Annotated in this window: 15 protein-coding genes; 10 read left to right on the forward strand and 5 right to left on the reverse strand. The window is 72.0% G+C overall.

From position 1 onward, the window contains the following. Window positions 1-119 precede the first annotated feature (119 nt). The 4 genes from AAW13_RS37995 (at window position 120) to AAW13_RS38010 (ending at window position 3,737) form a co-directional block, all read left to right on the forward strand. The gene (locus AAW13_RS37995) at window positions 120-1,274 is read left to right on the forward strand and encodes an ArsA family ATPase (protein WP_046727419.1); all 1,155 of its coding nucleotides are present in this window, start codon (window positions 120-122) and stop codon (window positions 1,272-1,274) included. A 63-nt stretch (window positions 1,275-1,337) separates the two neighbouring features. Beyond that, entirely contained in the window at window positions 1,338-1,835 is a 498-nt protein-coding gene (locus tag AAW13_RS38000; RefSeq protein WP_046727420.1) for a DUF5304 domain-containing protein, read from the forward strand. Between the two features lie 55 nt (window positions 1,836-1,890). Next, window positions 1,891-2,844: an ROK family glucokinase gene (locus AAW13_RS38005; protein ID WP_046727421.1), complete on the forward strand. Its 954-nt coding sequence runs from the start codon at window positions 1,891-1,893 to the stop codon at window positions 2,842-2,844. A gap of 146 nt (window positions 2,845-2,990) precedes the next feature. Then, window positions 2,991-3,737 carry an endonuclease/exonuclease/phosphatase family protein gene (locus AAW13_RS38010; RefSeq protein WP_046727422.1) on the forward strand — a complete coding sequence of 249 codons (747 nt, stop codon included), beginning with the start codon at window positions 2,991-2,993 and terminating at the stop codon, window positions 3,735-3,737. Between the two features lie 6 nt (window positions 3,738-3,743). Here the strand turns inward: AAW13_RS38010 and AAW13_RS38015 are convergent, their stop codons facing one another. Both AAW13_RS38015 and AAW13_RS38020 read right to left on the reverse strand, forming a co-directional pair. Then, a complete protein-coding gene (locus AAW13_RS38015) occupies window positions 3,744-4,313 on the reverse strand; it encodes a hypothetical protein (RefSeq protein WP_046727423.1) in 570 nt (189 codons plus the stop codon). Continuing rightward, complete coding sequence (locus tag AAW13_RS38020; protein ID WP_046727424.1) at window positions 4,306-5,085, reverse strand: alpha/beta hydrolase; 780 nt, start codon at window positions 5,083-5,085, stop codon at window positions 4,306-4,308. Before AAW13_RS38020 ends, AAW13_RS38015 begins: the two co-directional genes overlap by 8 nt. Before the next feature lie 200 nt (window positions 5,086-5,285). On the opposite strand from AAW13_RS38020, the gene AAW13_RS38025 reads away from it, so the two are divergent. From AAW13_RS38025 to AAW13_RS38040, 4 genes are all read left to right on the forward strand, one after another. Beyond that, on the forward strand, window positions 5,286-6,041 hold the full coding sequence (locus tag AAW13_RS38025) for a lysophospholipid acyltransferase family protein (RefSeq protein WP_071659815.1): 756 nt from the start codon (window positions 5,286-5,288) through the stop codon (window positions 6,039-6,041). A gap of 34 nt (window positions 6,042-6,075) precedes the next feature. Next, window positions 6,076-7,290 carry a MacS family sensor histidine kinase gene (gene macS / locus AAW13_RS38030; protein ID WP_046727426.1) on the forward strand — a complete coding sequence of 405 codons (1,215 nt, stop codon included), beginning with the start codon at window positions 6,076-6,078 and terminating at the stop codon, window positions 7,288-7,290. Then, window positions 7,287-7,949 (forward strand): response regulator, encoded by a 663-nt coding sequence (locus AAW13_RS38035; protein ID WP_046727427.1) that lies wholly within the window; start codon window positions 7,287-7,289, stop codon window positions 7,947-7,949. Before macS ends, AAW13_RS38035 begins: the two co-directional genes overlap by 4 nt. A 148-nt stretch (window positions 7,950-8,097) precedes the next feature. Then, window positions 8,098-9,126 carry a 6-phosphofructokinase gene (locus tag AAW13_RS38040; protein WP_046727428.1) on the forward strand — a complete coding sequence of 343 codons (1,029 nt, stop codon included), beginning with the start codon at window positions 8,098-8,100 and terminating at the stop codon, window positions 9,124-9,126. Between the two features lie 107 nt (window positions 9,127-9,233). Here the strand turns inward: AAW13_RS38040 and AAW13_RS38045 are convergent, their stop codons facing one another. Together AAW13_RS38045 and AAW13_RS47885 are read right to left on the reverse strand one after the other, a co-directional pair. After that, the gene (locus AAW13_RS38045; RefSeq protein WP_046727429.1) at window positions 9,234-11,099 is read right to left on the reverse strand and encodes an anthranilate synthase family protein; all 1,866 of its coding nucleotides are present in this window, start codon (window positions 11,097-11,099) and stop codon (window positions 9,234-9,236) included. Between the two features lie 99 nt (window positions 11,100-11,198). Next, window positions 11,199-11,255 (reverse strand): trp operon leader peptide, encoded by a 57-nt coding sequence (locus AAW13_RS47885; RefSeq protein ID WP_071659820.1) that lies wholly within the window; start codon window positions 11,253-11,255, stop codon window positions 11,199-11,201. Between the two features lie 106 nt (window positions 11,256-11,361). Here AAW13_RS47885 and AAW13_RS38055 point away from each other — a divergent pair, with 106 nt between their 5' ends. Next, window positions 11,362-12,714, forward strand: coding sequence for a class II 3-deoxy-7-phosphoheptulonate synthase (locus AAW13_RS38055; protein WP_046727430.1), 1,353 nt, complete (start codon window positions 11,362-11,364; stop codon window positions 12,712-12,714). Between the two features lie 152 nt (window positions 12,715-12,866). After that, window positions 12,867-13,178 carry a (2Fe-2S)-binding protein gene (locus AAW13_RS47195; RefSeq protein WP_079179135.1) on the forward strand — a complete coding sequence of 104 codons (312 nt, stop codon included), beginning with the start codon at window positions 12,867-12,869 and terminating at the stop codon, window positions 13,176-13,178. Here the strand turns inward: AAW13_RS47195 and bfr are convergent. Next, window positions 13,175-13,657: a bacterioferritin gene (gene bfr, locus AAW13_RS38065; protein ID WP_046727431.1), complete on the reverse strand. Its 483-nt coding sequence runs from the start codon at window positions 13,655-13,657 to the stop codon at window positions 13,175-13,177. The genes AAW13_RS47195 and bfr overlap by 4 nt on opposite strands. Window positions 13,658-13,771 lie beyond the last annotated feature (114 nt).

Raw genomic sequence — 13,771 nt, forward strand, 5'->3', positions numbered from 1 at the left:
CAGGCGTGCCGCAGGGCGGCACGGGTGGGCGCGGCGGCACCTGCTCACGCCGGTAAGTGACACCCCCCCGCGCCGGCCACAGCGGGGGCTCGCCTGGACGTCCGTTACGGTTCACCCTCATGCGCACCATCCTGATCACCGGCCCCGGCGGCAGCGGTCGTACGACGGTCGCCGCGGCCACCGCCCTGCGCGCCGCCGGCGAAGGCACCCCCACGCTCGTCGTCGGCGCCGACCGCACGGACACCCTCGGCGCGGCCCTGGGCGCGGCGACAGGACCGGAGCCGACCCGGATCACCCCGAACCTCACCGCCTGGCGCCCCGACGCGGCCGCCCGCTTCCGCGAGGACCTCACCGCCTTCCAGACCCGCGCCGCGAACGTCCTCGACCTGCTCGGAGCCTCCCGCCTGGACGCCGAGGAACTCACCCCCCTGCCCGGCGCCGAGGAACTGTCGCTGCTCCGTGCCGTACGGGACGCCGCCCTCTCCGAACGCCACGAACTGCTCGTCGTGGACCTCCCGCCCACACCGCGCGCCCTCGACCTGCTCGCCCTCCCCGAGGAACTCCGCCGCTACCTGCGCCGGCTGCTCCCGCCGGAACGGCAGGCGGCCCGCGCCCTGCGGCCCGTCCTCGGCCGGCTGGCCGGAGTCCCGATGCCCGCCGACTGGCTCTACGAGACCGCCGCCCGCTGGGACGTGGAGCTCGCCGCCGTCGAGGCCGTCCTCGGCGACCGCCGCACCGCCGTACGCCTGGTCGCCGAACCCGGCCCGGCCGGCGCCGACGCCGTCCGCACCGCCCGCCTCGGCCTCGCCCTGCGCGGTCTGCCCACCGAGACCCTGATCGCCAACCGAGTGCTCCCCGAGGCCGTCCCGCTGCACGGGCTCCTCGCCCAGCAGCGCAAGGCCCTCGCGGAGTGGACGGACGCCCTTCCGGTCTCGCCGGTCGCCCACCTTGGCCACGACCCGCGCGGCGCCGACGACCTCGCCGCGCTCGCCGTGCCCGGCGTCAACACCGGGCACCCCCCGGTCGAGTGGCCCGTCGTCGACCGCACGGCGGAGGACGGCGTCCTGGTCTGGCACGTTCCGCTGCCCGGCGCGATACGGGACGACCTCGACCTGGTCCGGCGCGGCGACGAGGTGGTCATCACCGTCGGCGGGTTCCGCCGGATCGTCGCGCTGCCCTCCGCCCTGCGCCGCTGCACCGTCGCCGGGGCCGCCCTGCGCGACGGCGAGCTGCGGCTGCGCTTCGCGCCGGACCCGCAGCTGTGGCCGCGCTGACGGTGAAACCGGTACGCCCGTTCGGGTAACGTCGGAAGGACGAACCGTAGTCAGGAGTCCGCCATGAGCGAAGAGCGCCCCACAGCTGACGCCTCCGGGGCCGCGGACGAGGCACGGGCGACGGACGCCGACGCCTGGGCCACCGCCTGCGCCGAGGACCTGGCGGCCGAGAAGGCCCGCCGCCGCACCCAGTACGGCCCGCCGCCGGGGTCGGCCGCCGAGGAACTGCGCAAGCTCGTCGACGCCGTCGCGGACAAGCTCGCCGGCCTCCAGAGCCCGCTCCTCGGGGCGGTCGCGGGGCCCGCCGCCCAGCAGGTGGTCCGGCAGGTCGTGCAGCAGGCGAAGAACGCCGTCGAGCCCGTCATAGAGCGCAACCCGGACGTCTTCGACCACCTGGCCGCGGCCGGCGGTGAACTCCTCGCGGCCTACCGCTCCGCGGTCCAGACCCAGGAGACCCGCTGGACGGCCCGCAAGGGCGCCGACGACGCCGACGGCGGCCCGGGCGACATGGGAGACAAGGGCGACGACCCGGGTCCCGGCGAACGCATCGACCTCGACTGAAAGCCCTCTCGGGTACGGTTGGCCGTAGCGGGGCTCGACCGAAACTGAGGGATTCATGGGACTCACCATCGGCGTCGACATCGGCGGCACGAAGATCGCGGCCGGCGTGGTCGATGAGGAAGGCAACATCCTCTCGACCCACAAGGTGCCGACCCCGGGTACGCCCGAGGGCATCGTGGACGCCATCGCCTCCGCCGTCGAGGGCGCCCGTGCCGGGCACGAGATCGTCGGCGTGGGCATCGGAGCCGCCGGTTACGTGAACCGGCAGCGCTCCACGGTCTACTTCGCGCCCAACATCGACTGGCGCCAGGAGCCGCTGAAGGCCGAGGTCGAGGCCCGGGTCGGCCTCCCCGTGGTGGTGGAGAACGACGCCAACGCCGCCGCCTGGGGCGAGTACAAGTTCGGCGCGGGCAAGGGCCACCGCAACGTCATCTGCATCACCCTCGGCACCGGCCTCGGCGGCGGCATCATCATCGGCAACAAGCTGCGCCGCGGGCACTTCGGAGTGGCCGCCGAGTTCGGGCACATCCGGATGGTCCCGGACGGGCTGCTGTGCGGCTGCGGCTCGCAGGGCTGCTGGGAGCAGTACGCCTCCGGCCGCGCCCTCGTCCGCTACGCCAAGCAGCGCGCCAACGCCACCCCCGAGGCCGCCGAGATCCTGCTGGGCCTCGGCGACGGCAGCCCCGACGGCATCGAGGGCAAGCACATCTCCATGGCCGCGCGCCAGGGCGACCCGGTCGCCGTCGACTCCTACCGCGAGCTCGCCCGCTGGGCCGGCGCCGGTCTCGCCGACCTCGCCTCGCTCTTCGACCCCTCCGCGTTCATTGTCGGCGGCGGGCTCTCGGACGAGGGCGAACTGGTCCTCGACCCGATCCGCAAGTCCTACAAGCGCTGGCTGGTGGGCGGCAACTGGCGCCCGGTGGCCGACGTCATCGCCGCCCAGCTGGGCAACGAGGCGGGCCTGGTGGGCGCGGCCGACCTGGCGAGGGAGCCGGACCCGATCATGTGACGCCTGCCCTTCCGGGAGGCGGCAACCGCAACCCCTGGGGGCGCGGGGAACTGCGCGACTGGCCACACACAACCGGCAGTCGCACACCTGCCTCGCGCCCCACCCCGGTAGGCGCACAGCCCCGCTCCCGGCGTACATTGATCAATATGGCGTCGCTCCCCAACTCCCACACAGAGCCCGACGGTTCCGCCGTCATCCGCGTCCTGAGCTACAACATCCGCTCCCTCCGGGACGACACCGACGCCCTCGCCCGCGTCATCAAGGCCTGCGCCCCCGACCTGGTGCTGATCCAGGAGGCCCCGCGCTTCTTCCGCTGGCGCAAGAAGCTCGCCCGACTGGCCTCCGCCTGCGACCTGGTGATCCTCACCGGCGGCGCGACCGCGGCCGGCCCGGCGATCCTCTGCGACCTCCGCGCCACCGTCGAGCGCACCGAGGACGTCCTCCTCCCGCTCACCCCCGGCCTGCACCGCAGGGGCTTCGCCACCGCCGTCGTCCGGTTCGGCGGCGTCCGCCTCGGCGTCACCAGCTTCCACCTGAGCCTCCAGCAGGACGAGCGCCACGAGCAGGGCGGCATGCTCCTCGACCGGGTCGCCGGGCTGGGCGTGACGCACGCCGTCGCGGGCGGCGACCTCAACGACCGGCCCGAGGGCCGCACCTTCCGCCGCCTGGCCGGCGCCTTCCAGGACTGCCGTACCACCGTGCCCTGGGGCGGCGAACTCACCTCCGGATCCACCGACCCGCACCAGCGCATCGACGCGATCTTCGCCACCAAGGGCATCGAGGTGCTCGGCTGCGGTGTCCCCCTGGACCAGCCCGGCGTCACCGAAGCGGACCTGAGGGCGGCCACCGACCATCTCCCGGTCCTGGCCGCCCTCAGAATCCCGGCGTCCTGACGCGACTCAGACCACGGCGCCCCGGCCGGGGTCCCCGTCCTCGTCGTCGTCCGTCTTCATGCGCGTCACCAGCGTGACGAACCCGCCGAGGAACCCGCCGATCCCCAGCGTCGCCAGCCACCAGGTCATGTCCCAGCCCAGCAGCACCGCGAGCAGCAGCAGGAGCGGCCCGCCCACCACGCCCAGCCAGGCGAACCTGGCGGTCGTGTCGGCGGCGGGCAGCGGCGGCGGCTCGGGCGGCACGAAGTGCCCCTCGTCGTCCTCGTCGAAGTCGTCCTCGGACGGCTCCGGCGCCGTGTGGTCACGCGGGCCCACGCCCGGCGCGAAGGAGACGGAGCTGCCCAGCGGCTTGGCCGGGGACTTCTCCTGCGAAGCCGCCGGCCCGGGCACGGGCTCGTCCTCCTCCATGGGCGGCAGCGCCAGGTCCTCCACCGGCTTGAACGGTGTCGTGCCCGGCGGATCCGGCGGTTCCTCGCCGTACCCCGCGACGATCGCCGCCCAGGCGGCCGCCTCGTCGAAGGGCACCCCTTTCTCGTCCGGCTCGCGGTCCTCGCGGTCGGAGTCGTGCTCAGCCAACTGCGGCCGTCCCTTCCTTGCCGACACTGGGTGCGAGCCGGCCGATGAAGGCGAGGCTCTCCTCGAAGATCCGGTCCGCGTCATGGTCCAACGTCGCCACGTGGTAACTCTGTTCCAGCACGACCTCCGTTACGTCCGTGGACGACACGCGGCTCAGGATCCGGGCGGAATCGACCGCCGGAACCACATGGTCCTCGGTGCTGCGCAGGAGCAGCAGCGGCTGGGTCACCTGCGGAAGCTCGCCGTCCACCCGGCGGAAGAACTTCCTCAGCGAGTGCGCGCTGTGCAGCGGCACCCGGTCGTACCCCACCTCCGCGGCGCCCGGCTTGGCGATGTCGCTGGCGATGCCCGGCGTCGTGCGGACGAGATGCCGGGCCACCGGAAGGGCGTACGCGGACAGGCCGTGCACCTTGTTCGCCGGGTTGACGATCACCACGCCTTCCACACCCGTCCCGTTCCGCGCGGCCAGCCGCAGGGCCAGCGCGCCACCCATCGACAGACCCGCCACGAACACCTGGGAGCAGCGCTCGCGCAGCAACCGCAGCTCGCGGTCCACCTCCGCGTACCAGTCCTCCCAGCCGGTGACCTGCATGTCCTCCCAGCGCGTGCCGTGTCCGGGCAGCAGGGGCAGGGACACGGTCAGGCCGTGTGCCGCGTGGTGCTCGGCCCAGGGGCGCAGCGACTGGGGTGAGCCGGTGAAACCATGACAGAGCAGGACGCCGACCTCCCCGCCGGCATGGCGGTACGGCTCGGCTCCGGGGAGAACCGGCACCTTCGCTCTCCAATTCATGAGAGGGGGAACTTCCGGGAACTTCGGGGAACTGCGAGAGGTGGGAACTGCGAGGGGCGGAAACGACGACTTCGGATGTGCTTCACCGTACGCGACGGCACTGACACCGACCAGGGTCGTCGGGGCCATTCCCGGCGCTCCGGGTTAAGGTCTGATCGACGGAAACAGGAGGCACTCGGTTGTTGTACGGCGCGATGAAGGTCGCTATCGGGGGACCGCTCAAGGTCACCTTCAGGCCCTGGGTGGAGGGCCTGGAGAACGTCCCGGCCGAGGGCCCGGCGATCCTGGCGAGTAACCACCTGTCCTTCTCGGACTCGTTCTTCCTGCCCGCGGTGCTGGACCGCAAGGTCACGTTCATCGCGAAGGCCGAGTACTTCACCACGCCCGGCGTGAAGGGGCGCCTGACGGCGGCCTTCTTCAAGGGCGTCGGCCAGCTCCCGGTGGACCGCTCCGGGGCGCGCGGCGCCGGCGAGGCGGCGGTGAAGAGCGGCATAGAGGTGCTGGAGCGCGGCGAGTTGTTCGGCATCTACCCGGAGGGCACCCGCTCGCCCGACGGCCGGCTCTACCGCGGAAAGCCCGGCGGCCTCGCGCGCGTGGCGCTCGCGACCGGCGCCCCGGTGGTCCCGGTCGCCATGATCGACACCGAGAAGATCCAGCCGCCCGGGCAGGTCATGCCCAAGCTGATGCGGCCGGGCATCCGGATCGGCAAGGCCCTGGACTTCAGCCGCTACCAGGGCATGGAACACGACCGGTTCGTGCTGCGCGCGGTGACCGACGAGGTCATGTACGAGATCATGAAGCTCTCCGGCCAGGAGTACGTCGACATCTACGCGACCGCCGCCAAGCGGCAGATCTCGGAGGCCGCCAAGGCCGAGAAGGACGCGGTCAGGGCGGAGAAGGACGCGGCGAAGGCCGAGAAGAGAACCACCGAGTCGTAGTCGGCGGCCGGGGGGCGAGGGGGGACCGGGGGAGATGACCAAGCGGGAACGTGTCGTACGCATGTCGGTGGAGCAGCCCCTGTGGCGTGCGCTCACCGGCTACCGGGTGCTGACCCTGCTCTACGCCATCGGTCTGTTCGCCTCCGCCTACGAGGACTACGACCGCCCCGGTGTCGCCATCGCCTACTTCGCCGTCCTGACCGTCTGGACGCTGGCGACCCTCCCGCGCGTGCAGAACGCGGCGGCCTGCACCAAGCGCTTCCTCGCCGTCGACCTGGCCGTCGCGATCACCGGCATCGTGCTGACCCCCTGGGTGGTCACCCAGGGCCACATCGACCGTGGCGGCCCCACCCTGCCGTCGATCTGGACGGCAGGCGCGGTCCTCGCCTACGCCATCAAGGGCGGCTGGCGCTGGGCCGCGTTCGCCTCCACCCCGGTCGCCGCCGCCAACCTGATCGAGCGCGGCCACCCGGCCCGCGACACCGTCCACAGCGTGGTCCTGGTCTGGGTCGCCTCCATCGCCATCGGGTACGTCGTGGAGGTCGCCCGCGCCTCCGAGCGCACCCTCGCCCGCGCCCTGGAGATCGAGGCCACGACCCGCGAACGGGAACGGCTCGCCCGGGACATCCACGACGGCGTGCTCCAGGTGCTCGCCATGGTGCAGCGGCGTGGCGCGGTCCTCGGCGGCGAGGCGGCCGAGCTGGGCCGGCTCGCGGGGGAGCAGGAGGTCGCCCTGCGCACCCTGGTCTCCGGCGGCCTGGTGCCGCCCTCCCGGCTCTCGGAGGACGCGGCCGAGGGCGCGGTCGTACGCCTGGTCGAGGAACCGGACGACGCCGGTCCCGTCGACCTGCGCACCCTGCTCGCGCCGTACGCCGGGTCCCGGGTCAACCTGGCCGAACCCGGTGCGCCGGTGGAGGTGCCGCCGCGCGCGGCACGCGAGCTGGCCGCCGCCGTCGGTGCCGCCCTGGACAACGTCCGCAGGCACGCGGGGGAGCAGGCACGGGCCTGGATCCTGGTCGAGGACGAGCCCGACGGGATCGTGGTGACCGTACGGGACGACGGCCCCGGCATCCCGGAGGGGCGGCTCGCCCAGGCCGAGGGGGAGGGGCGGCTCGGGGTGGCCCAGTCGATCCGCGGCCGGCTGCGTGACCTCGGCGGCAGCGCCGAGCTGTTCTCGACTCCCGGGCAGGGCACGGAAGTGGAGCTGAAGGTACCGAAGGTCTCCCCGGGGAAGGCGGAGCGGCGATGAGCATCAAGGTGATGGTGGTCGACGACCACCCCATGTGGCGCGACGCGGTCGCCCGGGACCTGGCCGAGGCCGGGTTCGAGGTGGTCGCCACCGCCGGGGACGGCGACCAGGCGGTGCGCCGTGCCAAGGCCGCCGCGCCCGACGTCCTCGTCCTGGACCTCAACCTGCCGGCCAGGCCCGGTGTCCAGGTCTGCAAGGAACTCGTCGGCCACAACCCGGCGTTGCGGGTCCTGGTGCTGTCCGCCAGCGGGGAGCACGCCGACGTGCTGGAGGCGGTGAAGTCCGGCGCGACCGGCTACCTGCTGAAGTCGGCGTCGACGGAGGAACTCCTCGACGCGGTGCGCCGTACCGCCGTCGGCGACCCGGTGTTCACGCCCGGCCTGGCCGGTCTGGTCCTCGGCGAGTACCGCCGGCTGGCCTCCGAACCGGCTCCGGCCGCGGACGCCGACGGGCCGGACGCGCCCCGGCTGACCGACCGCGAGACCGAGGTGCTGCGGCTGGTGGCCAAGGGCCTGAGCTACAAGCAGATCGCCGAGCGGCTGGTCATCTCGCACCGCACGGTCCAGAACCATGTCCAGAACACCCTCGGCAAGCTCCAGTTGCACAACAGGGTGGAACTGGTCCGGTATGCCATAGAGCGCGGCCTCGACGACGAATGATCCACAGCTGATGTGATCTTCGCGCTTGACGGCAAGTAAACCAACCGCCCACCGATTCACCGGAATTGCCCTTCCCGCCCATCCCTGTGTGACCTGGATCACCACTAGCGTGACCCTCACCAGGCAACCGCGGCGAAGGGACATTTCCATGCGGGTCGGAGTACTGACCGGAGGCGGCGACTGCCCCGGGCTCAACGCCGTCATCCGGGGCGTCGTCCGCAAGGGCGTGCAGGAGTACGGCTACGACTTCGTCGGCTTCCGGGACGGCTGGCGCGGACCCCTCGAAGGCGACACCGTCCGTCTCGACATCCCCGCCGTGCGCGGCATCCTGCCCCGCGGCGGCACCATCCTCGGCTCCTCGCGCACCAATCCGCTCAAGCAGGAGAACGGCATCCGCCGGATCAAGGACAACCTCGCCAAACTGGAGGTCGAGGCGCTCATCGCGATCGGCGGCGAGGACACCCTGGGCGTCGCCGCGCGCCTCACCGACGAGTACGGCGTGCCCGTCGTCGGTGTCCCGAAGACCATCGACAACGACCTGTCCGCCACCGACTACACCTTCGGCTTCGACACCGCCGTCGGCATCGCGACGGAGGCCATCGACCGGCTGCACACCACCGCCGAGTCCCACATGCGGGTCCTGGTCTGCGAGGTGATGGGCCGGCACGCCGGCTGGATCGCCCTGCACTCCGGTCTCGCGGGCGGCGCCAACGTCATCCTCATCCCGGAGCAGCGCTTCGACCTGGACCAGGTGTGCGCCTGGATCACCTCCCGCTTCAAGGCGTCGTACGCCCCGATCGTGGTCGTGGCCGAGGGCGCCATGCCGAAGGACGGCGACGTCGTCCTCAAGGACCAGTCCCTGGACTCCTTCGGGCACGTCCGGCTCTCCGGGGTCGGCGAGTGGCTGGCCAAGGAGATCGAGAAGCGCACCGGCAAGGAGGCCAGGACCACCGTCCTCGGGCACATCCAGCGCGGCGGTACGCCCAGCGCCTTCGACCGCTGGCTGGCCACCCGCTTCGGCCTGCACGCCATCGAAGCCGTCCGCGACGGCGACTTCGGCAAGATGGTCGCGCTGCGCGGCACCGACATCGTCCGGGTGCCGATCGCGGAGGCCACGGCCAGGCTGAAGACCGTGGACCCGAAGCTGTACGAGGAGGTCGGGGTCTTCTTCGGCTGAGAGCCGGGGTCTTCCTCGGCCGGGACCGGACGACCGGATCCCGCACGCCCCGTTCCGCGGAGAGCCACGGAACGGGGCCGCGGCAAGGCCCGGTCCGCACCCGGGACTCAGGCCTGGACTGTCCCGGTGTCCCGCAACCGCCCCACCAGCTCCCGCACGATCGACGCCCCGTTCAACGTGAGCACCGACTCCGGATGGAACTGCACCCCGGCGAACCCGGGTCCCCGCAGGGCGTGCACCTCGCCGTTCGCCGCCCGGCTCACCTCCACCCCGTGCGCCGCCAGCTCGCGCGCCGCGTCCTCGTCGCACCGGGCCACGAAGCTGTTGTAGAAGCCGACGGTCTCCGCCCGCCCGAACAGGTCCACGGTCGTCTGCGCCCCCTGGAAGGGGACCTCCTTGCGCACGATCCCCAGCCCCAGCTCAGCCGCGACCAGCTCGTGCCCGAGGCAGACGCCCAGCACCCCGTGCCGGTGCTCCCGGATCACCGACGCCGTCAGCTCCCGCAGGAACCGCATCTTCGGATCGGCCAGGTCGGACGGGTCACCCGGCCCCGGGCCCAGCACCACCGGCCCCAGGTGCGCGAGCACGTCCGCCCGCAGTCCCGGCTCGTCGTAACGCCGTACGGTGACGTCGAGGCCGCCCGAGCGCAGCAGGTGCGCGAGCATCGCCGTGAACGTGTCCTCCCCGTCCACCACCAGCGCGTGCCCGGCCAGTTCCCCGGTCCGCTCCTGCATCCGCAGCCAGAAGGGGGCGAGCGACGCCCGGCGCCCGTCCAGCGCGGCCCGCACCCGGGGGTCGTCCGCCAGCCCGGGGCGCTGCTCCTCACCCCGCGGCCGGGCCGGCCGTACCCCCAGCGCCGCCAGCACCCCCGCCGCCTTGGCGTGGGTCTCGGCGACCTCGCCCGCCGGGTCCGAGCCGCGCACCAGCGTGGCGCCGACGGGAACCCGCAGCCGGCCCCGCGCGTCGATGTCGGCGGTACGGATGAGGATGGGGGAGTCCAGGGTCTGGGCGCCCCCGGAATCCCGGCCGAGCAGCGCCAGCGCGCCCGCGTAGTAGCCGCGCCCGCCCACCTCGTGCCGCTCGATGACCCGGCAGGCGTTCTGCACCGGCGACCCCGTCACGGTCGCCGCGAACATGGTCTCCCTCAGGACCTCCCGCACGTCCAGCGAGGACTTCCCGCGCAGCTCGTACTCGGTGTGCGCGAGGTGCGCCATCTCCTTGAGCCTGGGGCCGACGACGACCCCGCCCATGTCGCCGACGGTGCACATCATCTTGAGCTCCTCGTCGACGACCATCGACAGCTCCTCGATCTCCTTGCCGTCGGCCAGGAAGCCGAGCAGGTGCTCGGGGGTGGGGCCCTCGGCGGGATAGCGGTACGTGCCGCTGATCGGGTTCATCACCACCGTGCCGCCGGACATCCGCACGTGCACCTCCGGGCTGGCCCCGACCAGCGTCCGGTCCCCGGTGTGCACGACGAACGTCCAGTACGCGCCCCGCTCGCCCGCCAGCAGCCGCCGGAACAGGGCCAGCGCGTCGGCGCGCCCGAAGCCCGGGACCTCCCCCTGGTAGGTCCGGCGGATCACGAAGTTCGCGCCCTCGCCCCGGCCGATCTCCTCGCGCAGCACCCGCCCGACGATCTCGCCGTACGCGTCGTCGTCCACGTCGAAGCCGCCGCGCTCCACCCGTACGTCGTGCGCGGGAAGCGCGGCGAGGGCGTCGGCCAGCGGCACCCGGCCCACCACCTCGGGGGTCAGCACCAGCAACGGCGTCCCGTCGTCCCGCACGTCGAAGCCCCGCTCGCGGATCTGCCGGAACGGGACCAGGGCCAGGCCCTCCTCCGGCAGGTCGGCGAGCCGGTCGCGGGCGGTGACGGGGCCGACCAGGACCTCCACCGTGTTCTCGTCGTGGCCGGGGGTGCGGCGCCGGAGCAGGGCGAAGGGGCGGTCGTCGTGGAGCAACTGGGTCAGGTCCATGGTTCCTCTGCGGTCCTCTGGCAGGTGGGAGAGGAACGACCCCGGAAACACCGAAGGCCGCCCCTCGGGCGGCCTTCGCGAAGTCTTGCGTACGCGCAGTCAGTGGGCCGCCGGAGAAGCGGTCCACCACCAGTTCTGGGTCGAGTGCGCGAACATGTGGAAAACCCTACCCCACCGCCCGCCCTGTCCACAGGGCAATCACGGCGTCTCACCAGTCGAGCCGGAGGAAAATATGGCGACACGACCCCGTAATGTTTACGAGGTGACCGTGAACGCTAAGACCAGCGCGAGCGCTGGCAACACCTGGCGAGACCTGCCCGCGGCGCAGCAGCCCGAGTACCCCGACCCCGAGGCTCTGCGCGCAGTCGTTGCGGAGCTGGAGTCGTATCCGCCGCTCGTCTTCGCGGGCGAGTGCGACCAGCTGCGCGCCCGGATGGCGGCCGTCGCCAAGGGAGAGGCGTTCCTCCTCCAGGGCGGCGACTGCGCCGAGGCCTTCGACGCGGTGTCGGCCGACCACATCCGCAACAAGCTCAAGACGCTCCTCCAGATGGGTGCCGTGCTGACGTACGCCGCGTCGGTGCCCGTGGTGAAGGTCGGCCGGATCGCCGGCCAGTACTCCAAGCCGCGCTCCAAGCCGACCGAGACCCGCGACGGCGTGACGCTGCCGACGTACCGCGGCGACTCCGTCAACGGCTTCGACTTCAACGAGGCGGCCCGGATCCCGGACCCCGAGCGGCTGAAGCGGATGTACAACGCGTCCGCCTCCACGCTGAACCTGGTGCGCGCCTTCACCACCGGCGGTTACGCGGACCTGCGCCAGGTGCACGCCTGGAACCAGGACTTCGTGAAGTCCTCCCCGTCGGGCCAGCGCTACGAGCAGCTCGCCCGCGAGATCGACAACGCGCTGAACTTCATGCGGGCCTGCGGCACCGACCCGGAGGAGTTCAAGACCGTCGAGTTCTTCTCCTCGCACGAGGCGCTGCTGCTCGACTACGAGTCCGCCCTGACCAGGGTCGACTCCCGCACCGGCAAGCTGTACGACGTCTCCGGGCACATGGTGTGGATCGGTGAGCGCACCCGGCAGCTGGACGGCGCGCACATCGAGTTCGCCTCGCGGATCAGCAACCCGATCGGCCTCAAGCTCGGTCCGACGACCACGGCCGAGGACGCGCTGAAGTACATCGACCGCCTCGACCCGGACCGCGAGCCGGGCCGGCTGACCTTCATCGTCCGGATGGGCGCCGACAAGGTCCGCGACAAGCTCCCCGAGCTGGTCGAGAAGGTCACCGCCTCGGGCGCCACCGTGGCCTGGGTGACCGACCCGATGCACGGCAACACCTTCGAGGCCGCCTCGGGTCACAAGACCCGCCGCTTCGACGACGTGCTCGACGAGGTCAAGGGCTTCTTCGAGGTCCACAAGACCCTCGGCACCCACCCGGGCGGCATCCATGTCGAGCTCACCGGTGACGACGTCACCGAGTGCGTGGGCGGCGGCGACGAGATCTTCGTCGACGACCTGCACCAGCGCTACGAGACGGCCTGCGACCCCCGCCTGAACCGCAGCCAGTCCCTGGACCTGGCGTTCCTGGTCGCGGAGATGTACCGGGACCAGTGAGGGCACTGAGCGACTGCTCTGGGGCGCGGATCACACCGGATCCGCGCCCCTCGCACTTTTGCGGTTCCCCGACGATGGGTAAGGTTAGGTTTGCCTCACCGAAAAGCGGGATGGCAGTAGGAAGAACCGTCCCCGCAGGGAGGTGGAACCGCGTGTACGTCTGTAGCTGCTTCGGCATCACCGAGGCCCAGGTCAAGCAGCACGCGGCGGACGGCGCCTGCACCCCCCGGCAGATAGCCTCCGCCTCCAAGGCCGGCACCGACTGCGGTTCGTGCGTCCGCCGGATCCAGGCGCTCCTCGGCCGCGGCGCCTGCCCCCGCCGCGAGGCGGCGGAACAGGGCAGGCCTGTGCTGGCGGCGCTGCCCGGCGAGCGCCCCGAAGGGGCACGGGAACCCGCGCGATCGGCCGCGACGGCCCCGCAGCCGGCCGACGGCCTGCCCCGGCCCTTCCCACGGAGCGCCTAGCTGCTCTCCGGCTGCTCGATGATCTGCGAGATGTAGAGCGCCTCACCCAGCTTCTCCACCAGCTCCAGCTGGGTGTCGAGGTAGTCGATGTGGTGCTCCTCGTCGGCGAGGATGTCCTCGAAGATGTTCGCGGACGTGACGTCGCCCTTCTCGCGCATCACCTTGATCCCGCGCTTGAGCCGGTCGATCGCCTCCACCTCGATCTGCCGGTCGGCCTCGAACATCTCCTTCACGGTCTGCCCCACGCGGACGTGGAACAGCCGCTGGTAGTTGGGCAGCCCCTCCAGGAACAGGATCCGGTCGGTGAGCACCTCGGCGTGCTTCATCTCGTCGAACGACTCGTGCCGGGTGTACTTCGCGAGCTTGTACCAGCCGAAGTTCTCCTGCATCTTCGCGTGCAGGAAGTACTGGTTGATGGCGGTGAGCTCGCCGGTGAGCTGCTCGTTGAGGAATTCGATGACCTCGGGGTCGCCCTGCATCGCAGAGGCTCCTTCCGCATGGTTCCGTACCGGACGGATGGGGATGTTTGCGGCGCATGATTGCACCGGCACAGAAGATCGTCCAGTAAGTGCGTACTTAGTAAGTAAGTCCAC

The organism is Streptomyces humi, assembly GCF_001005085.2.
GTDB classification, from domain to species: Bacteria; Actinomycetota; Actinomycetes; order Streptomycetales; family Streptomycetaceae; genus Streptomyces; species Streptomyces humi.